We start from the raw sequence: 20,418 nt of genomic DNA, 5'->3' as shown, positions 1-20,418 counted from the left end.
TCACGACCGTGGGCGGTCGCTATGAGGGGCGTCACCGACAATGGGGCCATGCGCCTGCGCTACCGGATACTCGGACCGACTCTCGCCCTGCACACCGACGGCACGCCCGTCGCGCTGGGGGGTGCCCGGCTGCGGGCGCTGCTGACCGTACTGGCGCTGCGGCCGGGGCGTACGGTCCCGGTGGGGCTGCTGGTCGCCGAAGTATGGGACGGGGAGCCGCCCGCCGACGCGCTGGGGGCGCTCCAGGCTCTGGTCGGGCGGTTGCGGCGGGCGCTGGGGGCGGCGGCCGTGGCGTCCGGGGACGGCGGATACCGGCTCTGTGCCGACGAGGACGCGGTGGACCTGCACCGGTTCTCCGCCCTGGCCCGGGAGGGCGGGGCGGCGCTGGCGGCGGGGGACCCGGCCAAGGCGGCCGGGCTGCTCGACGACGCGCTGGCGCTCTGGCGCGGGCCCGCGCTGGCCGATCTGCCGGACCGTACCGCCGAGGCGGCCCGCTGGGAGACCCGGCGGATGGAGGCCCGCAGGGCGCGGCTGACCGCCTCCCTCGCGCTGGGCAGGGCCGAGGAGGCGCTGCCCGAACTCGCCGCGCTCTGTGACGAACACCCGCTCGACGAACCCCTCCAGGCGCTCCGGATCCGCGCCCTCCGGGACGCCTCCCGCCCGGCGGCTGCGCTCGCCGCGTACGACCAGGTGCGCCGCGCCATCGCCGACCGGCTCGGCACCGACCCGGGCGCTGAACTGCGCGCCCTCCATGGGGAGTTGCTCCGGGGGCACGACGGCTACGGGGGGAGCGGGACGGGTGAGGGCGCCGGCGGCGCGGGTGGTCACGGTGGTGCAGGTGGTCACGGTGGTGCAAGTGGTCACGGTGGCGCGGGTGGTCACGGTGGTGCAAGTGGTCACGGTGGCGCGGGTGGTCACGGTCTCGCCGGTGCCGGTGCGGGCCGAGAAGGTGGCGGTACGGGCGGGGGCGTCGGCGGTACGGACCGGGGCGTCGGCGGGACCGGCGGGGGAGCGGGCTACGTGGTCGCGGCCCGCCCCGGGAATCTCCGGGCCCGGCTGACCAGCTTCGTCGGGCGCGAGGCGGATATCGAGGCGATACGGGGGGACCTCGGCGGCGCCCGGCTCGTCACCCTGCTCGGGCCCGGCGGGGCCGGGAAGACCCGGCTGTCCCAGGAGGCCGCCGAGCGGATCGCGGAGAAGTGGCCCGACGGGATCTGGCTCGCCGAACTGGCGCCCGTGAACGACCCCGCCACCGTCCCCGAGGCCGTGCTCGGCGCGCTCGGCGGGCGCGAGACCGTGCTGCGCGGGGCGCGGTCGGAGGAGCTGCGGGCCGCCGACCGGCACCACGACGCGCCCCTCGTCCGGCTGGCCGAGCGGTGCGCCCGGCGCCGGATGCTGATCCTGCTCGACAACTGCGAGCACGTGATCGACGCCGCAGCCGCGCTCGCCGACGAACTCCTCGCCCGCTGCCCCGGGCTCACCATCCTCGCCACCAGCCGGGAGGCGCTGGGGGTGCCCGGCGAGGTGGTACGGCCCGTCGAGCCGCTGCCGCCCGACCCGGCGCACCGGCTCTTCGCGGAGCGCGGACGCGCCGTACGGGCCGGATTCGACGCCGCGCGGGAGCCGGGGGCCGTCGCCGAGATCTGCCGGCGGCTCGACGGGCTGCCGCTCGCCATCGAGCTGGCGGCGGCGCGGCTGCGGATGCTGACGCCCCGCCAGATCGCCGACCGGCTCGACGACCGCTTCCGCCTGCTGACCAGCGGGAACCGGACCGTACTGCCGCGCCAGCAGACCCTGCGCGCCGTCGTGGACTGGTCCTGGGAGCTGCTGGACGACGCGGAGCGCGCCGTGCTGCGGCGGCTCTCCGTCTTCGCGGGCGGCTGCGACCTCACCGCCGCCGAGTCCGTCTGCGCCGACGAGCCGGGCGCCGGGGACGCAGGCGCCCGTGACGTGCGTGCCCGGGACGCGGGCGCCGGGGACGCGGGCGCCGGGGAGCCGGGCCGCGGGGGTTCGGACGCCGGGGAGGGGGCGGCGCGAGTCGATGCCCGCGATGTCGCCGGGCTGCTCGGGTCGCTCATCGACAAGTCCCTTGTCGTCGCCACCCCGTCGCCGGACGGCACCATGCGGTACCGGCTGCTGGAGACCGTCGCCGAGTACGCCGCCGAACGCCTCGACGAGCGCGTCCGCGCGGGCGCCGCCGGGGAGCGGGCGGTCGTCGAGCGGCGGCATCTGACCCACTTCAGGGAGCTGGCCCGGGCCACCGACACCGCGCTGCGCGGGCCGGGGCAGCAGGCCGCGATACACCGCTTCGAGCAGGAGTACGAGAACCTGCGGCTGGCGCTGCGGCGGTCCGTGGCCGCCGGGGACGAGCACGAGGCGCTCTGTCTGGTGCTCTCCCTGGCCTGGCACTGGCAGATGCTCGACCAGCGCTCCGAAGCCTGCCAGTGGGCCAGGGCGGCCGCGGCGCTCGGGCCCGACCCGTTCGCCCCGCCCGGGGAGCCCGCGCCGCCCGTCCTGGTGCGCTGTACGGACGCCCCGCCGCCGCTCGCCCCCGACGTGCTCCAGGAGGCGCGGCGGCAGGTGCGCCTGGTCGAGATGGCCACCATGGACCACAACGTGGATGTCTGGATGTCCCCGGAGCGGCAGGAACTGCTCCGCGCGGTGGCCGCCGTCTACCGGCCGGGGCTCCCGCAGACCTGCCGCTTCCCCGCCACCCTCTGGTTCTTCGCGGTCATGTTCACCGGGGAACCCGCCGACCTCCGGGTGATGCTGGACGCGACGGTGCGCGCCTGTGAGGAGTACGGGTACGAGTGGGAGCTGGCCAGCGCGCTCCAGATGCGGGCCAATGTGCTCGCCAACCGGGCCGCCTGGGCGGGCGACGCCCGGGACGACGCCGAGCGGAGCCTGGAGATCTACACCCGGCTCGGCGACCGGTGGGGCGCCGCCGAGGCGCTCTCCGCCCGGGGCGAGGCGCTGGACCGGCGCGGCGAGTACGCGGCGGCGGCCGAGGACTACCGGGCGGCCATCCGGCACGCGGAGTGGCTCGGCGCGCGCGGCCAGGTCGGGGTGCTCAACTCCCGCCTCGCCGGGACCCTGTTCGAGACGGGGCACGGGGAGGAGGGCGAGCGCATCCTCCGCGAGGTGGTCGCCCTTCAGGAGGGCTCCGGGCATGACGCGACGGCCGTCGCCCGGCTCTTCCTCGCCATGCGGCTGGGCCGCACCGGGCGCCGCGACGAGGCCAGGGCGGAGATGCGCACGCTGCTGGAGACGTTCCGCTCCGAGACCCTCGCCATGTTCCAGGGCCTGGTCCAGTCCATCCTCGCCTGGCTGGACTGTGTGGACGGACGGTACGCCGAGGCGCTGGAACTCATCCGCTCCGCCCTGGAGATGGCGCTCTCCCCGCTCTCGAAGATGGTCGCGCCGGAGATGCCCGCCGTGCATCTGATCACCAGCGCCTGGGCGCTGGGCGGGCTGCCCGCCGCCGAGGGCGGCCGGGCCCGGGACGCCGCCCGGCTGCTCGGCGCGTACGAGGCGCTCCTCCCGGAACGCCACCACCGCGCCTCCCTGGAGCGGGAGCAGCTCGCCGCCGCCGAGGCGACCGTCCGGGCCGCCCTCGGCGACGCCGAGTTCGACGCCGCGCGGGCCGAGGGCACCGGCCTCACCATGAAGGAGGCCACCGCCCTCGTCTGACCCGCGCGGCGTCCCCGCGCCTGCCCCCGTGGGGCCCGGGGTCACGACTTCTTGCGGAACTTGGCCACCGCAAGCGGTGCCGTGATCACGGTGATCGCCAGCGCCCAGGCGAGCGTCATCCACACGGAGTGCGCGACCGGGCCGCCGTTGAAGAGGCCGCGGGCGGCGTCCGCGAGGTTGGAGAGCGGGTTGTAGTCGGTGAACGTCTGGAGCCAGCCGGGCATCGTGGAGGTCGGGGCGAAGATCGACGAACCGAACTGCATCGGCATCAGCACGAGCATGGCCACCCCCTGGACGGCCTGCGCCGTCTTCATGGTGAGCCCCAGCAGGATGAAGATCCACATCAGCGAGGCGCCGAATATGAGGGAGAGCCCGACGGCCGCGCCCACGTCGAGCGCCGACGTCTTGATGTCCATGCCGAGCAGGAAGCCCATGCCGAGCAGGATCGCTATCGCGACCAGCATGCGGCCGATCTCCACGACTATCTTGGCGATCAGCACCGAGGAGCGGGCGATGGGCATCGTGCGGAACCGGTCCATGACCCCCTTGCGGAAGTCGTCGTTCACGCCTGTGCCGACGGCCATGGAGATGTTCATCCCCATCATCGCCATCAGCCCGGGGATCACATAGTTCACGTAGTCGTCCCGGCTGCCGCCGAGGCTCGCGCCCACGGAGCCGCCGAAGACGTACACGAACAGCAGCGTGAAGATGATGGGCATCAGCAGGACGTCGAACATCGACTCCGGGTCCTGCTTGATCTGGAGCGCGTTGCGGCGCGCCAGGGCACCGATGTGGCGGAGATTGGCGCGCAGCCCGATCCGGCCCTCGTCCGTACCCACGGCCACGACGGAGCGCGCGCCGGGGGCGCCGCCGGCCGGCCCCGGGCCCCCGGTGCCGGGCGCGGACGGGGTGACGGCGGTGTCGGTCGTGCTGCCGCTGCCGCTGCCGCTGCCGCTGTTGGTGTTGGTTGTGTCGGTGGTGTTGGTCGTCGTGTCGGCGGTGCTCATGCCGCGAGCTCCTCGGGCGTGGTGTCGGACAGGTCCGTGGAGCTGGTCTTCTGGCCGGTGATGGCCAGGAACACCTCGTCCAGGCTGGGCAGATGGGTGGCTATGTGGGCGACCGGGAGGCCGCGCTCGGCCAGCAGGCCGATGACCGAGGTCAGTTGCCCGTCGCTGAGGATCGGCACGTACAGCAGCCCCTCGTCGGGCACCGTCCGCGCGCCGGCCGGGCCGTCGAGCCCGCTCTCCGCGACCGCCCGCGCCATCGCCGGGAGGTCCGCCGGGTCGGCCGGCCTGACCTGGAGCGTACGGCCGCCGACCTTCGCCTTCAGCTCGTCGACCCCGCCCCGGGCGATGACCCGGCCCCGGTCGATGACCGCCAGCTCCTGGGCGAGCTGCTCGGCCTCCTCCATGTACTGGGTGGTGAGCAGGACGGTGGCCCCCTCGGCCACCATCTGGCGCACCTCGTCCCAGACCTCGTTACGGGTACGGGGGTCGAGCCCCGTCGTCGGCTCGTCCAGATAGAGCACCGAGGGACGGCCGATCATCGACGCCGCCAGGTCGAGCCGGCGCCGCATGCCGCCCGAGTAGTGCATGGCGGCCTTCTTCGCCGCCTCGGTGAGCGAGAAGCGCTCCAGCAGCTCGTCGGCGCGGCGCCGGGCGTCGGACCGGGAGAGGTCGAGGAGCCGCCCGATCATGTACAGGTTCTCCCGGCCGGAGAGCTTCTCGTCGACCGAGGCGTACTGGCCCGTGAGGCCGATCCGGCGGCGGAGCTGACGCGGCTGGCGCAGCACGTCGTACCCCGCCACCATCGCCGTACCGGCGTCCGGCTGGACGAGGGTGGAGAGAATACGGACCAGGGTGGTCTTGCCCGCCCCGTTGGGGCCGAGCACACCGAGGACGGTGCCCTCGCGCACATCGAGGTCGACGCCGTCGAGGGCCCGGGTGCCCTGCGGTCCGCCGTACTGCTTGACCAGCCCCCGGACTTCCACGGCGTTGCCCCGTCGGCCGCCGCCGGGGTTTGTGTCGTTTGTCGTCATGGCCCCCATGAGACCAGCCGCCACCGACAACGCACCGACAAGCCGCCGACAGCCTGTGGAAAACCCGGCGACGAAATGTCGGCGAGCGGTCGGCGAGCGGTCGGTGAGCGGTCGGCGACCGGTTTCCGATAGGTCGCCGGGCGGGCCGTGGCGTGGCGCGGGGCGGGCCGTGGCGCGGGGCGGGCCCGGACGTGCGACAGCCCGCCGACGGGGGAAGATCGGCGGGCTGTCGTCCTGCGGCAGTGGTCTCTCGGTGCGGTCCGGCCGGTCGGGCCGGCCGGATCAGGCGGGCCGGCCGGATCAGGCGGTACAGCCGGATCAGGCGGTACAGCCGGACCAGGCGGTACAGCCGGACCAGGCGGTACAGCCGGTCAGCGGCCGGACGTCGGTCCGACCGGACGTCGGTCGACCGCTCGCCGGTCGGGGCCGGCGCGGGCGGTCGGCGGCCATGGCGCCCCCGGCCTCAAGGCGTCAGTGGTGCCCGGGGTGCCCGGGGCGCACATGGCGCCTGCGGTATCCGGGGTGCCTGCGGCACCCGTGGCGCCAGCGGCACCCGTGGTGCCTATGGCATCCACGTCACCCGTGGCACTCACGTCGCCGTGGCACCCACGTCACCCGTGGCACCCGTATCGCCGTGGCAGCCACGCGACCCGTGGGGTCAGTGGAAGGTATGTGCCTCCTGAGGGAACGTTCCTCCCGTCACCTCGTCCGCGAACTCCTTCGCCGCGTCCCCCAGCGTCTGCCGCAGGTCGGCGTAGCGCTTGGCGAAGCGCGGCACCTTTCCGCCGGTCAGCCCGGCCATGTCGGTCCAGACGAGCACCTGGGCGTCGGTCTCGGCCCCGGCGCCGATCCCGATCGTCGGGATGTGCAGGATCCGGGTGACCTCGGCGGCGATCTCCGCGGGCACCAGCTCCAGCACGACCGCGAAGGCGCCCGCGTCCTGCACCGCCTTCGCGTCCCGCAGCACCTGCTGGGCCGCCTCCTCGCCACGCCCCTGGACCCGGTAGCCGAGGGTGTTGACGGACTGCGGGGTGAGCCCGATGTGGCCCATCACGGGGATGCCGGAGCGCACCATCAGCTCGATCTGGCCGTGCGAGCGCTCGCCGCCCTCCAGCTTGACCGCCCCGACCCCGGCGTCCTTCACCAGCCGGGTCGCGCTGCGCAGCGCCTGTACGGGGCCCTCCTGGTACGAGCCGAACGGGAGGTCGCCGACGACCAGGGCGCGCCTGGTGCCCCGTACGACGGCGGCGGAGAGCATGGTCATCTCGTCGAGGGTGACGGGCACGGTGGTCTCGTACCCCAGGTGGCAGTTGCCCATCGAGTCGCCCACGAGCAGCACCGGGATGCCCGCCTCGTCGAAGACGGAGGCGGTGGTGGCGTCGTAGGCGGTGAGCATGGGCCACTTCTCGCCGCGTTCCTTCGCCGCGGTGATGTCGTGGACCGTGATACGGCGGGAGAGCGTGCCGCCGTACAGCGCGGTTTGAGCAGTCATGGCCGAAGCCCCTTCGTCATCTTGAGGCGCCCTGACGGCGTCCCCAGACCGCCTCCATGGTGGCATCCCGGGCCCCGCACGGGAAGTGGGGCCCCGGAGCGCGTACGGGAGGCGCGGGGGTCCTGGAGAAGGTGGGGCGACGGGCGGCCGGCGGGTCGGTAAAGACTTTCCAATACGAGACGGTCTCGTATCGAAACGCGGTTAGGGTGGACGCCATGTCCACACCCTCCGGCGCCCCAGGCGCCGAATCCCGCATGTCCGCATCCTCGGAACCTTCAGAGTCTCCAGAATCCCCGGCGTCCCCGGCGCTCCAGGCCCCCGCCGCGCCCCGCGTGCCCGAGCACATCCACCGCCGCCGCTGGGCCGTCCTCGGCGTCCTGATGTTCAGTCTGCTGATCGTCGTTCTCGACAACTCGATCCTGAACGTGGCCGTCAAGACGATCGCCTCGCCCGCCCCGACCGGCATCGGCGCCACCCAGAGCGAGCTGGAGTGGGCGATCAACTCCTACACGCTCGTCTTCGCCGGGCTCCTGTTCACCGCCGGGCTGCTCGGCGACCGTATGGGCCGCAAGAAGGTGCTGCTCTTCGGCATCAGCGTCTTCGGCGCCGGGTCCGCGCTCGCCGCCTTCTCCGGGTCGCCCGGCGAACTCATCGGCTACCGCGCCGTGATGGGCCTCGGTGCCGCGTTCGTGATGCCCGCCACCCTCGCCGTCCTGATGAACGTCTTCGAGCGCGAGGAGCAGCCCAAGGCGATAGGCATCTGGGCGGGCGGCGTCGGCCTCGGCATCGCGATAGGGCCGATCACCGGCGGCCTCCTCCTCGAACACTTCTGGTGGGGTTCGATCTTCCTGGTCAACGTCCCGGTCGCGGCCATCGCCCTGCTCGCCATGGTCCTGCTCGTACCGGACTCCAAGGACCCGGCGCCCGGCCGGCTCGACCCGGGCGGGGTGGTGCTCTCCATCGTCGGGCTGGTGCTGCTGGTGTTCGGCATCATCCGGGGCGGCGAACTCGCCGACTTCACCGACCTCACGGTCCTCGCCCCGGTGGTGGCCGGGCTCCTGGTGCTCGCCGGGTTCGTCCGGCACGAGAAGCGCAGCAGCCACCCGGCCATCGACATCACGTACTTCAGGAAGCCCTCGTTCTCGGCCGCCGTCGCCGCCATCGCCCTGGTCTTCTTCGCCCTCATGGGCGTGACGTTCTTCTCGGCCTTCTACCTCCAGAGCGTACGGGGCTACAGCGCGCTCCAGTCCGGGCTGCTGATCCTGCCGCTGGCCGCCGCGCAGATGGTCTTCGCGCCGCGCGCCCGGCTGGTCGTGGCGCGGTTCGGGGTGCGCGCGGTCTGCGCGGCCGGGATGGTGCTGGTCGCGGGCGGGCTCGCGGCGTTCGCGCTCTTCGACGCCGAGACCCCGGTCTGGCTGCTCTGCGTGGTCTTCTTCGTCCAGGGCACCGGGATGGCGCACATCATGACGCCGGTCACCGTCGCCGTCATGCAGTCGCTGCCCCGCGAGAAGGCCGGTTCCGGCTCCGCGATCAACAACACCTTCCGCCAGGTCGGCGGCGCGCTGGGGATCGCCGTTCTCGGCTCGGTGCTCTCGGCGACGTACCGGAACGAGATCACCCCGCACCTCACCTCCCTGCCGGCCGCGCTGCGGGGCCCCTCCGGCGAGTCCATCGAGGCCACGCTCGCCGTCGCGGAGAAGCTGGGCCCGCTGGGCGACCCGGTGGCCGCCCAGGCCCGTCTCGCCTTCCTGGACGCGATGCATGTCACGGCGCTCTGCTCGGCGGGCGTCGCGCTGGTCGGCGCGGTGGTCGTCGGGCTCTTCCTGCCGGGCAAGGCCCCGGCGGAGCGCCCGGACGGCGACGGCGCGGACAACGGTGCGGGCGGCGGTACGGGCGGCGAGGCACGCGGTCCTGCGGAGCCGGCGGGGGCCGCCCGGGGGTGACCGCGGGAGCGACCGCGTGGGCGGCCGCGGAGTGTGCGGGCCCCGGTCGGCCGCTCCGTACGGACAGCCGTAGCGCCGTACCGGACGCCGTGGCTCCGTACCGGACACCCGTATAAGACAATCGACCCGGCGGTGAACGTGACGTGCGGATCCCGGCGGAATCCGGGGTACGGACACGGCGTACGGGCGTCGCGTACGGACACGGCGTACGAACACGGCGTACGGGGCCGGCACGGGGGCCGACGGAGAGGCGGGACAGGTGCGGGAGCAGGGCCACGGGGAGCACGGGGAGTGCGCGGGGCGCGGCGGCGAGCGGGGCGGGCGCGGCGAGGCGAAGGCGGCGCGGCGCGGGAGACCCCGCAGCGAGGCGATCGAGCGCGCGATCCTGGAGGCGGCCGTGGCCCTGCTGGAGGAGGGCATTCCGCTGAGTGCCCTCTCCATCGAGCGCATCGCGCGCACGGCGGGCGTCGGCAAGGCCACGATCTACCGCCGCTGGCCGGGCAAGGAGGCGCTCTTCCTCGACCTCCTGCGGGAGTTCGAGCCGCCGGACCCCGAACTCCCCGGCACCTCGGCGCGGGACGACCTGTGGACGCTGCTGGAGTCGGTGCGCAGGCGCGGGCTCGCGCAGCGCTCCTCGGTGATCCTGCACAACGTCATCGTGGAGATGAAGAGCCACCCCACGCTCTGGGAGGAGTACCACCGTACGGTCGTGGCCCCCCGCCGCGAGGCCACCCTCGCCGTGGTCCGGCGGGGCATCGCCGACGGGGAGTTCCGCGCCGATCTGGAGCCGGAGCTCATCAACGACCTGCTGGTCGGGCCGATGCTGATGCACACCGTGCACCGCCCCGGCGCACCGCTCCCCGACGACCTGGCCGAGCGGATCCTGGCCGCCGCGCTCCAGGGGGTCGGGCCCCGCCCGCAGCCGGACCCGAGGCCGGAGGCCACGCCGCACCCCGCCGGGTGAGGCGGCACCTCGGCACCGTCACGCCCGTACGGGACGGGACCGTACGGCCCGTACGGGACCGCGCCGAACTTCCCGTACGGGACGGCACCGTCACGCCCGTACGGGAGGGACCGCGCCGAACCGGCCGCCGACCGTCCGCGAAACGACCGTCAGCGAAACCTCCGCCCGCCGGACATCCGGCCGTGAAGCCTGTCACATCCCGGCGGCCCGGTACCGCCCCTCCCCGGCCGGGGAGAACGCCGTCCGGCGCCCCTTCCGGCACCCTGTACCGTGCGCGTTCTGTCACAGATACCCGCCCTTCGTCCCCGGCCGGAACCCGCCGGGCCGCCGCCTTCGTCCCCCACCTCGTACGGCCGTCGGGGGACGGCGGAGAAAAGGCCCGTCCATCGCCTAGGGTCAGGGGCGGGCGTGCACCGGCAAGGCAGTGAGGGCGGACATGACGCAGGAGTACACGGCGCATTCGGTGACGGCGGAGGGCGATGAGCGCGGCTCCCGGTCCCGGGCCCGTGACCTGCTGGACCGCTGGCGCCGGGACCCGGGCATCTGGCGGCGCGGGATCGTCCTCGCCCTTCTCGCCCTGCTCGCCGCCCTCCTGATGATCATTCACTCGCGGCTCCCCAACACCATCGGCAACCTGGGCAGCCTCACCGAGACCTTTCTGCCCTGGCTGGGTCTGGTCGTCCCGCTGGTCCTGCTCCTCGGCCTCCTGCGCCGCTCGGCGACCGCGCTGATCGCCGTGCTCCTGCCCGCCGTTGTCTGGCTCAACCTCTTCGGCGGGCTGCTCACCGACAAGTCTGGCGAGGGCGGCGACCTCACCGTCGCCACCCACAACGTCAACGCCGACAACCCCGACCCGGAGGCCACGGCCGCCGACATGGCCGACTCCGGCGCGGATGTCATCGCCCTGGAGGAGCTGAAGGCCGGGGCCCTCCCGACGTACGAGAAGGCGATGGCCCGCACGTACAAGTACCACTCCGTACAGGGCACCGTCGGACTCTGGAGCAAGTACCCGCTGAGCGGCACCAAGCCGGTGGACATCCAGCTCGGCTGGGTCCGCGCGATGCGCTCGACGGTCACCACCCCGGAGGGCCGGGTCGCCGTCTACGTCGCGCATCTGCCGTCGGTACGGGTCAAGCTGCACGCCGGGTTCACCGCCAGCCAGCGGGACAAGAGCGCTGACGCGCTGGGCGAGGCCATCGCGGACGAGCCGCTGGAGCGGGTCATCCTCCTCGGCGATCTCAACGGCACGATGAACGACCGCTCCCTCAACGCCGTCACCTCCCAGATGCGTTCGACGCAGGGCGCGGCGGGCGACGGGTACGGGTTCTCCTGGCCGGCCGCGTTCCCGCTGGCGCGGATCGACCAGATCATGGTCAAGGGCGTCGAGCCGACCTCGTCGTGGACCCTGCCCAGGACGGGCAGCGACCATCTGCCGATAGCGGCACGGGTCGCCCTCGGGAAGTGACGCGGAACACGGCTCCCCGGGGCCGTGACGCATCGCACGCAATGCGGTGTTCACCTGCCGGAATACATCGCCTGAGAGACTTTGTTCCGCAGGGGTACTAACTAGAGGCCGGCTCGTGCGAGCCGGCCGACTCCTGTGCCCCGCCGGCCGCTCCCGCGCCGGTGACCTCCTGTGGAAAGGCTGCCGCTGTCATGCCCCTGGCTCTGCTCGCGCTGTCCGTGAGCGCCTTCGGCATCGGAACCACCGAGTTCGTCATGATGGGCCTGCTGCCCAATGTCGCGGACGACCTGGGAACGTCCGTCCCCACCGCCGGCCATCTCGTGGCCGCGTACGCGATCGGCGTCGTCATCGGCGCCCCGCTGCTCTCCGCCCTCGGCTCCCGCATCCCGCGCAAGCGGATGCTCCTGCTGATGATGGGCCTGTTCATCGTCGGCAACCTCGCCTCCGCGCTCGCCCCCGGCTTCGGCTGGCTGCTGGCGGGCCGGGTCCTCGCGGGGCTGCCGCACGGCGCGTTCTTCGGCGTCGGCGCGGTCGTCGCCGCCCGGCTGGTCGACCCGGCGAAGCAGGCGCGCGCCGTCGCCACCATGTTCCTCGGGCTGACCGTCGCCAACATCGTCGGCGTCCCCGCCGCCACCCTGCTCGGCCAGCACCTCGGCTGGCGCGCCACCTTCCTGGTGGTCACCGTGATCGGGCTGGTCGCACTGGCGGCGCTGGCCCGGCTCGTCCCGTACGTACCCGTGGACGCCCAGCAGAGCCTGCGCAGCGAGGTGCGTGCCCTCGGCAACCGGCAGGTGCTGCTCGGCCTGGCCACCGCCGTCTTCGGCTTCGCCGGCGTCTTCGCCGTCTACGCGTACCTCGCCTCCATGACGACCGAGGTCATGGGGTTCGGGGAGTCCTCCGTCACCCTCGTCCTCGCCCTCTTCGGTATCGGCATGACGCTCGGCACGCTGGCGGCGGGGCCGCTCACCGACCGGGCGCTCCGTCCCACGCTCTACGGTTCGCTCGCCGCCCTGGCCGTGACGCTGGTCGCGTTCCGCTTCACCGCGCAGGTGCCGTGGGCCGCGCTGGTGACCGTGGTGATCCTGGGCGCGGTCGGCTTCCTGACGACCACCCCGATCCAGATGCTGGTCATGCGGAAGGCGACGCACGCCCCCGGGCTGGCCTCGGCCTCGAACCACTCGGCGTTCAACCTCGCGAACGCGGGCGGCGCCTGGCTCGGCGGCCTGGCGATCGCGGCGGGCTGGGGATGGATGTCCCCGGCGCTGGTCGGCGCGGTCCTCGCGGTGCTCGGGCTGGCGGTCGCCGTCGTGGCGGGGCTGCTCGACCGGGACGGCGGGGACGGGGCGGGCGAGCCCTCCCACGTCGTCGCGTCGGGCGGCGGTACGGCGAAGGGCGGCGCGGCGGTCGGTGGTACGGCGGGGGACCGGGCCCCGGCCGGATCGGTACCGTCCGGACCCGTACCGTCCGGGCACGTACCGGCCGCAAAGTCGGCGGAGTAGGCGCGCAGGCGCCGCCGGAACGTACCGGAACACGCCGGAACGTACCGGAACACGCCGGAACACGCCGGAACGGACCGCAGCGGAAGACAGGGGAGCCCCTGGGGACGCGTACCGCCGTCCCCAGGGGCTCCCCGGCGTCACCGGCCCCCAGGGGGGCCGGGCACGGGCCTCAGACCCGCTCGCGCCAGTGGTTCGTGATCGGCAGCCGCCGGTCCTTGCCGAAGCCCTTCGCCGAGATCTTCGTGCCCGGCGGGTACTGGCGCCGCTTGTACTCCGCCGTGTCCACCATCCGCAGCGTCTTCGCCACCAGCTCCGCGTCGAAGCCCGCCGCCACGATCGCGTCCATGCCCTGGTCGCGGTCGACGTACAGCTCCAGGATCCGGTCCAGCACGTCGTAGTCCGGCAGCGAGTCCGTGTCGACCTGGCCGGGGCGCAGCTCCGCGCTGGGCGGCTTGGTGATGGACGCCTCCGGGATCGGCGGGAGCTGGCCGCGCTCCTCGGCGGCGCGGTTGCGCCAGCGGGCGAGCCGGAAGACCTGCGTCTTGTAGACGTCCTTGATCGGGCCGTACGCGCCGACCGCGTCGCCGTACAGCGTCGAATACCCCACCGCCAGCTCGGACTTGTTGCCCGGCGCCAGGACGATCTGGCCCTCCTGGTTGGAGAGGGCCATCAGCATCGTGCCGCGCAGCCGGGCCTGGAGGTTCTCCTCCGCGAGCCCGCTGAGCCCGAGCGACCCCATGTACACGTCGAACATCGGCTCGATCGGGTGGGTGCGGAAGTTGAGGCCGGTACGGCGCGCCAGCTCGGCCGCGTCGCCCTTGGAGTGGTCCGAGGAGTACTTGGACGGCATGGACACCCCGTACACGTGCTGCGCGCCGAGCGCGTCGCAGGCGATCGCGGCCACCAGCGCCGAGTCGATCCCGCCGGAGAGGCCGATCAGGACCGAGCGGAAGCCGTTCTTCGCGGCGTACGCGCGGAGCCCCACGACGAGCGCCGAGTAGACCTCCTCGTCATCGCCGAGGCGCTCCGCGTAACCGCCGGTCAGCTCCGGCTCGTACGCCGGGAGCGGTTCCTCGGAGAGGACGACGCGGTCGATCCGCAGCCCGTCGTCCACCGTGCCCTCCACGGGGTCCGGGGAGGCGGCGGGCAGGTCGAGGTCGAGGATCACCGAGCCCTCGGCGAACTGCGGGGCGCGCGCCACGACCTCGCCGTCCTTGTCGACGACGATCGAGTCGCCGTCGAAGACCAGCTCGTCCTGGCCGCCGATCATCGCGAGATACGCGGTGGTGCAGCCGGCTTCCTGGGCGCGCTTGCGCACCAGCTCCAGGCGGGTGTCGTCCTTCTCGCGCTCGTACGGCGAGGCGTTGATCGAGAGCAGCAGCCCGGCCCCGGCGGTGCGGGCGGCGGGCACCCGGCCGCCTTCCTGCCACAGGTCCTCGCAGATGGCGAGCGCGACATCCACGCCGTGGACGCGGAGGACGGGCATGGTGTTGCCGCGTACGAAGTACCGGAACTCGTCGAAGACGCCGTAGTTGGGAAGGTGGTGCTTGGCGTAGTTGAGCACCACCTCGCCGCGGTGCAGCACGGCGGCGGCGTTGCGCGGGGCGCCGGCGGGCTGCCCGAACGTCGGCTGGGCCGACTCGGAGCGGTCCAGATAGCCGACGACGACGGGCAGCTCCCCGAAGCCCTCCGCGGCGAGGCGGGCGGCGAGCGCCCGCACGGCGGACCGGGACGCCTCGACGAAGGACGAGCGCAGGGCGAGGTCCTCGACGGGGTAGCCGGTCAGCGCCATCTCGGGGAACGCGACGAGATGCGCCCCCTGCTCGGCGGCGTGCCGGGTCCAGTGCACGATCGCCTCGGCGTTCGCGGCGAGATCGCCGACGGTCGAGTCGATCTGATTCAGGGCGAGGCGTAGTTGAGGCACACCGCCAGTCTAATCGTCTCTCTGACGCGATGGGGGGGGCGTGGGATGTGGGCCGGACCACTCGATTACGGCCAGGGGGCGACGGGGCAGGCGTCTGCCGCGCCGTCTCAGTGATCCGCTCACCGGTCCGGTCACCGGTCCGCGTAGATCCGGCCCGCCCAGGCGGCGATCTGGATCTCCGTGAGGTGCCGGGCGAGATCGGCCTCGCTGATCATCCCGACGAGCCGCTTGTCCTCGATCACCGGGAGCCTGCGGATGCGGTGGTCCTCCATCTCGGTCAGGACCTCCTCCACCGTCGCTTCCGAGTCGATCCAGCGCGGCGTGCCGTGCGCCATCTCGCCCGCCGTGACCTTCGCCGGGTCGTGGCCGCGCGCCACGCAGCCGACGACGATGTCGCGGTCGGTGAGGATGCCCATCAGCCGCTCGTCCGTGTCGGCGATGGGCAGCGCGCCCACGTCCAGCTCGCGCATGAGCTGGGCGGCGCGGTCCAGGGTCTCGTGCGCCGGGATCCACCGGGCGCCGGAGTGCATGATGTCCTTGGCCGTGGTCATGGTGCCGGCCTCCTGAGTACGGTGCTGTGGTCGCCCCGAGCCAGAACCATCATCGTGCCCCCGTTCGAGTGACGCGACCGCATACGCCCGAACGGGGGAGTCCCCGGCCTCCGCCGCCCCAGGGCGGGGCGGAGAAGACCGGGGACTGTGACCCGGGCCGTGACCGGGGGCAACGACCCGGGGCTGTGGTCATCCGTCCGGGGGACGTGGTTGACGTCAGCTACGCGCCTTGGCGCCGCGTTGCTTCAGCATGTCGGCCATCAGCGTCATCTCGGAGCGCTGCGCCGCGACCATCCCCTCCGCCAGCTTCTTCTCCGTGGCGTTCGTACAGAGCGTGACGCAGCCCTGGGCCATGGAGACACCGCCCTTGTGGTGGTCGGTCATGAGTTGCAGGAAGAGGACCTCGGCCGCCTTGCCCCGGGCCTCGCGGAGCTGCTTCAGCTCCGTGTTGGTGGCCATACCGGGCATCAGGGAGCCGTCATGGGCCTGGTGGCCGCCATGGGCCCCGTCGGCGCCGTCCGCCCCGTGGTCCATGCCGGCCATGTCCCCCATGCCGTCCTCACCGGCCATCCACTCCATGGGCTCCTTGCCCGCGTCCGTCTTGGGCAGCCCCCACAGCTCCAGCCAGCCCAGCAGCATGCCGCGCTGGTTGGCCTGGGTGTTGGCGATGTCGTACGCCAGGCGGCGCACGTCCTCGTCGTCCGTGCTGTCCCGGACCAGGAACGACATCTCCACCGCCTGCTGGTGGTGGACGGCCATGTCCCGGGCGAAGCCCGCGTCCGCGGAGTCCGAGGAGGGCGTACGGCCGGAGCCCCCGGCCCCGGCGCCGCCGCTGGCCCCGGTACCGCCCCCGGAGGCGAGCGCGGCCGTACCGGCGAAGACCAGGGCCAGCAGGACGGCGGTGAGCGCCACCCACTGCGTACGGGTCACGGAGCGCCGCCCGGACGCGGCGGCGGACGGCTCCGGGGTGTCGCCGGCCGGGGCCGCGCCGGTCACTTCCCGTCCAATCCGCCCGTGCAGGCGGCGCCCGGCTCAGGGGTCTGCTCGCCCTGCACGTACTTGGTGAAGAACTGCTGGACCCGGGAGTCGTCCGCGCTGTCCACCGTGACCTGCTTGCCCCAGGCGCTCAGCATGAGCGCGCCCTTCTGGTCCTTGACCGGGCTCATGAGGGTGTACGGAGTCTTGGCGACCTTCTCGGAGAGCGCCTTCACATCGGCGTCCGACGCCTTGTCGTTGTACGTGACCCAGACCGCGCCGTGCTCCAGCGAGTGCACGGCGTTGACGTCGGGGATCGCCTCCTTGTAGACGTCTCCGTTGCAGTTCATCCAGACCGGGTTGTGGTCACCGCCCACCGGCGGCGTCATCGGATAGCTGACCGCCTCGGTGACATGGTTGCGGCCGAGATCCTTGGCCTCCCAGGTCTGCTCCGCCTTGACGGGCGCCTTGGCGGCGGCCTCGTCGGCCGCCTTCCGGTCGGACTCCTTGTTGAGCGCGTACGCGCCGAAACCGACGAGCCCGGCCACCACGACGGCGCTCACCGTGATCGTGATGATGCGATTGCGCCGCTCCCGGGCGCGCTCGGCGCGGCGCATGGCCTCTATCCGGGCCTTGCGGTCGGCTGTCTGGGACTTGGAACCCATGGTGATGTCGTCCTTCTGGTGTCTGCCGCTTATGGCTGCTGACTGCTGCTTGTGGCCGCTTGTGCTGCGTAATGGCTGCTGGAATGACCGCGAACGTGTCGCGGGCGCGAACATGTTGCGGGTACGGCGGCTTACGTCCGCAGCACCTGAAGGACATGCAGATCCGGCGCCCGGCCGAGCACCCCGGGGCGGGGTGTCCGCCCGGCGGGGCGCGGGGGCGCGAGATACGGCGGCTGTACGGCGACGGCGGGCGCGGCGGGGGGCGGCGGCACCGTGAGCACGGCCGCGTTCAGCCGTGTCGAGAGCCCGCAGCCGCCGTCCCGGAACGGGCAGACGTACTGGGCGTCGTCGGCGTTCCCACCCCGGGCGGAGACGGATACCGGGTCGTCGGCGGAGGCTGATCCGGGGACGGAGACCGAGCCGGAGCCTGAGCCTTCGAACGAGCCGGAGCCGAATCCGGAAGCGGAACCCCCGGCCGAGGCGGTCCGTGCCGTACCGCCGGCCCCGTGGTGGCCGTGGCCCGGGCCCGTGCCGACGGCCAGGCAGACGGCGAGCGCCGCCAGCAGGGTGGCCAGGGCGCAGAGCAGCGCCACGGGACCCGTGGCGCTGCTCTGCGCCCTGGCGCCTATGTGCCCGCGCGGCTCTCCCCCCATGGGGCCAGATCGTAGTGCGTGCCGCCCCGCCGCAGCAGAGGGGTGCCCGCCCGCGTCCGCACCCGTCCTCCGCGTCCCGCATCCGCCCCTGTGCCGGTCCATGTGTCCTGGGCCTGTACCGCCGCGGATACGGGATGACACGCTCCGGGGGAAAGCGCCACCGGCGCGGTACAAAGAGGCATGGCCGAAGAACGAGGCGGGCGAGCCAGGGCGGAGCCCCCGCCCGCCGATGCCGATGCGGATTCCGATGCCGATCTCGGTCCCGATGCCGATCTCGGTCCCGATGTCGACGCGGTGACGCGCGCGGTGCTCACCGCGTCCCGGCTGCTGGTCGCCGTCTCCGCGCGCTCCCTCGCCACGATGGGGGAGCGGGGGGAGCGGAGGGAGCGGGTCACACTGCCCCAGTTCCGGCTGCTGGTGGTGCTCGCCGCGCACGGCGACGCCAAGCTCGTCTCGGTCGCCGACCGGCTCGGCGTGAACCCGTCCACCGCCATGCGCATGCTCGACCGGCTGATCGCGGCCGGTCTGGCGACCCGGCGTGCCAACCCCGGCAACCGCCGCGAGACGGTGCTGCGGCTCACCGCCGAAGGGCGCACCCTGGTCGAGCGGGTCACCGCAGCGCGCCACCGGGAGATCTCGGCGATCGTCGAACGGCTCACCCCGGAACAGCGCGCCTCGCTGGTGGAGGCGGTGACGGCGTTCACGGAGGCGGGCGGGGAACCGGCCGTCACGGGGTACGAGGCGGAGGCCTACCCCCTCGGCTGGGCCGATCCCCACCCCCGATCCGAGTGATCTTCCTCCACGGGGATTGCGGTCACCTGTTTCATGGGCACCACCTCGACAGGCACTATGGGCCTCGGAGCGTGACCCGACCCCCGTACCCGCGCGGTACCCGTACCCGCCAGTACGCGCGTACTCGCGCGGCACCCGTACACGCGCCCGACGCGGAGCGTTGGACAGGGGTTCGCAACGCGCCGGAAATCGTGTGGTGGGATGCTCGTGTGCCCGACGTGCCCCGCGACATGGGAGCAGGTGGCCTGACCAGCAAGGATGGGTAGGATATGGATAAGCAGCAGGAATTCGTGCTCCGTACGCTGGAGGAGCGCGACATCCGTTTCGTGCGGCTCTGGTTCACCGATGTCCTCGGTTTCCTGAAGTCGGTCGCCGTCGCCCCCGCCGAGCTGGAGCAGGCCTTCGACGAAGGCATGGGCTTCGACGGCTCCGCGATCGAGGGCTTCGCCCGGGTCTACGAGTCCGACATGATCGCCAAGCCCGATCCGGGCACCTTCCAGATCCTCCCCTGGCGCGCCGAGGCGCCCGGCACGGCCCGGATGTTCTGCGACATCCTGATGCCCGACGGCTCGCCCTCCTTCGCGGACCCGCGCTTCGTCCTCAAGCGCATCCTCGCCAAGACCTCGGACCTGGGCTTCACCTTCTACACCCACCCCGAGATCGAGTTCTTCCTCCTGAAGGACAAGCCGACCGACGGCTCCCGCCCCACCCCGGCCGACAGCTCCGGCTACTTCGACCACACCCCGCAGAACGTCGGCATGGACTTCCGCCGCCAGGCGATCACCATGCTGGAGTCCATGGGGATCTCCGTCGAGTTCAGCCACCACGAGGGCGCCCCCGGCCAGCAGGAGATCGACCTGCGGTACGCCGACGCGCTCTCCACGGCGGACAACATCATGACGTTCCGCCTGGTCATGAAGCAGGTCGCGCTGGAGCAGGGGGTCCACGCCACCTTCATGCCGAAGCCGTTCTCCGAGTACCCGGGCTCCGGGATGCACACCCACCTCTCCCTCTTCGAGGGAGACCGGAACGCGTTCTACGAGTCGGGCGCCGAGTACCAGCTCTCCAAGGTCGGCCGTTCCTTCATCGCCGGGCTCCTCAAGCACGCGGCGGAGATCTCGGCCGTCACCAACCAGTGGGTCAACTCCTACAAGCGCATCTGGGGCGGCTCCACCCGCACCGCGGGCTCGGGCGGCGAGGCACCCTCGTACATCTGCTGGGGCCACAACAACCGCTCCGCGCTCATCCGCGTCCCCATGTACAAGCCGGGCAAGACCGGCTCCGCCCGGGTCGAGGTCCGCTCCATCGACTCCGGCGCCAACCCGTACCTGACGTACGCGGTCCTCCTCGCCGCGGGCCTCAAGGGCATCGAGGAGGGGTACGAGCTCCCGGCCGGCGCCGACGACGACGTCTGGGCCCTCTCCGACGCCGAGCGCCGCGCCATGGGCATCGAGCCGCTGCCGCAGAACCTCGGCGAGGCGATCTCCCTGATGGAGCGGAGCGAACTGGTCGCGGAGACGCTGGGCGAGCACGTCTTCGACTTCTTCCTCCGCAACAAGAAGCAGGAGTGGGAGGAGTACCGCTCCGAGGTCACCGCCTTCGAGCTGAAGAAGAACCTGCCGGTGCTGTAGCGGCGAGGCGCCGGTGCCGTAACGGCGAGGCGCGTGCACGAGGCTCACGGGCCCGCATCCCCAGGGTGCGGGCCCGAGGCCGTCCCTGGCGTATCCTGCGGACGTCCGTTCCCCCTCAACCCCCCATGCACATAGG

General features: G+C 72.9%; 15 protein-coding genes. 7 read left to right on the top strand and 8 right to left on the bottom strand.

Translation table 11 applies throughout. The features are described 5' to 3' along the window. Positions 1 to 48: 48 nt before the first annotated feature. Positions 49 to 3,690 (top strand): BTAD domain-containing putative transcriptional regulator, encoded by a 3,642-nt coding sequence (locus AB0O07_RS12675; protein WP_365631152.1) that lies wholly within the window; start codon positions 49 to 51, stop codon positions 3,688 to 3,690. Positions 3,691 to 3,731: 41 nt separating this feature from the next. On the opposite strand, the gene AB0O07_RS12670 is transcribed toward AB0O07_RS12675, so the two are convergent. The 3 genes from AB0O07_RS12670 to panB all read right to left on the bottom strand — a co-directional run bounded on the left by AB0O07_RS12670 (position 3,732) and on the right by panB (position 7,220). Beyond that, complete coding sequence (locus AB0O07_RS12670) at positions 3,732 to 4,697, bottom strand: ABC transporter permease (RefSeq protein ID WP_365631150.1); 966 nt, start codon at positions 4,695 to 4,697, stop codon at positions 3,732 to 3,734. After that, the gene (locus AB0O07_RS12665; protein ID WP_365631572.1) at positions 4,694 to 5,737 is read right to left on the bottom strand and encodes an ATP-binding cassette domain-containing protein; all 1,044 of its coding nucleotides are present in this window, start codon (positions 5,735 to 5,737) and stop codon (positions 4,694 to 4,696) included. The genes AB0O07_RS12670 and AB0O07_RS12665 overlap by 4 nt, the downstream gene beginning before the upstream one ends. Positions 5,738 to 6,386: 649 nt before the next feature. Continuing rightward, positions 6,387 to 7,220, bottom strand: coding sequence for a 3-methyl-2-oxobutanoate hydroxymethyltransferase (gene panB, locus AB0O07_RS12660; protein WP_365631148.1), 834 nt, complete (start codon positions 7,218 to 7,220; stop codon positions 6,387 to 6,389). Between the two features lie 380 nt (positions 7,221 to 7,600). On the opposite strand from panB, the gene AB0O07_RS12655 reads away from it, so the two are divergent. The 4 genes from AB0O07_RS12655 to AB0O07_RS12640 all read left to right on the top strand — a co-directional run bounded on the left by AB0O07_RS12655 (position 7,601) and on the right by AB0O07_RS12640 (position 13,091). Next, entirely contained in the window at positions 7,601 to 9,163 is a 1,563-nt protein-coding gene (locus AB0O07_RS12655) for an MFS transporter (protein WP_365631570.1), read from the top strand. Positions 9,164 to 9,533: 370 nt separating this feature from the next. Next, a complete protein-coding gene (locus AB0O07_RS12650) occupies positions 9,534 to 10,127 on the top strand; it encodes a TetR/AcrR family transcriptional regulator (RefSeq protein WP_365631568.1) in 594 nt (197 codons plus the stop codon). Between the two features lie 436 nt (positions 10,128 to 10,563). Then, entirely contained in the window at positions 10,564 to 11,592 is a 1,029-nt protein-coding gene (locus AB0O07_RS12645; RefSeq protein ID WP_365631147.1) for an endonuclease/exonuclease/phosphatase family protein, read from the top strand. A gap of 191 nt (positions 11,593 to 11,783) precedes the next feature. Continuing rightward, positions 11,784 to 13,091: an MFS transporter gene (locus AB0O07_RS12640; protein WP_365631145.1), complete on the top strand. Its 1,308-nt coding sequence runs from the start codon at positions 11,784 to 11,786 to the stop codon at positions 13,089 to 13,091. A 169-nt stretch (positions 13,092 to 13,260) separates the two neighbouring features. Here AB0O07_RS12640 and AB0O07_RS12635 read toward each other — a convergent pair whose 3' ends face one another. From AB0O07_RS12635 to AB0O07_RS12615, 5 genes are all read right to left on the bottom strand, one after another. Beyond that, entirely contained in the window at positions 13,261 to 15,015 is a 1,755-nt protein-coding gene (locus tag AB0O07_RS12635; protein ID WP_365631143.1) for an NAD+ synthase, read from the bottom strand. A 131-nt stretch (positions 15,016 to 15,146) separates the two neighbouring features. Next, positions 15,147 to 15,566, bottom strand: coding sequence for a CBS domain-containing protein (locus AB0O07_RS12630; protein WP_365631141.1), 420 nt, complete (start codon positions 15,564 to 15,566; stop codon positions 15,147 to 15,149). 216 nt (positions 15,567 to 15,782) lie between these two features. Further along, on the bottom strand, positions 15,783 to 16,496 hold the full coding sequence (locus AB0O07_RS12625; protein ID WP_365631566.1) for a DUF305 domain-containing protein: 714 nt from the start codon (positions 16,494 to 16,496) through the stop codon (positions 15,783 to 15,785). A gap of 62 nt (positions 16,497 to 16,558) precedes the next feature. Next, positions 16,559 to 17,206: a DUF3105 domain-containing protein gene (locus AB0O07_RS12620; RefSeq protein WP_365631139.1), complete on the bottom strand. Its 648-nt coding sequence runs from the start codon at positions 17,204 to 17,206 to the stop codon at positions 16,559 to 16,561. A gap of 131 nt (positions 17,207 to 17,337) precedes the next feature. Next, positions 17,338 to 17,859, bottom strand: coding sequence for a hypothetical protein (locus AB0O07_RS12615; protein WP_365631137.1), 522 nt, complete (start codon positions 17,857 to 17,859; stop codon positions 17,338 to 17,340). Positions 17,860 to 18,039: 180 nt separating this feature from the next. On the opposite strand from AB0O07_RS12615, the gene AB0O07_RS12610 reads away from it, so the two are divergent. Both AB0O07_RS12610 and AB0O07_RS12605 read left to right on the top strand, forming a co-directional pair. After that, on the top strand, positions 18,040 to 18,651 hold the full coding sequence (locus AB0O07_RS12610) for a MarR family transcriptional regulator (protein ID WP_365631135.1): 612 nt from the start codon (positions 18,040 to 18,042) through the stop codon (positions 18,649 to 18,651). A 269-nt stretch (positions 18,652 to 18,920) separates the two neighbouring features. Further along, positions 18,921 to 20,282 (top strand): glutamine synthetase family protein, encoded by a 1,362-nt coding sequence (locus AB0O07_RS12605; protein ID WP_365631133.1) that lies wholly within the window; start codon positions 18,921 to 18,923, stop codon positions 20,280 to 20,282. The last annotated feature ends 136 nt before the right edge of the window (positions 20,283 to 20,418 follow it).

Source organism: Streptomyces sp. NPDC093085 (genome assembly GCF_040683935.1).
Lineage (GTDB): Bacteria > Actinomycetota > Actinomycetes > Streptomycetales > Streptomycetaceae > Streptomyces.
Note: the sequence above shows the minus strand (reverse complement) of the source record. Positions and strands in the feature narration are given on the sequence as shown.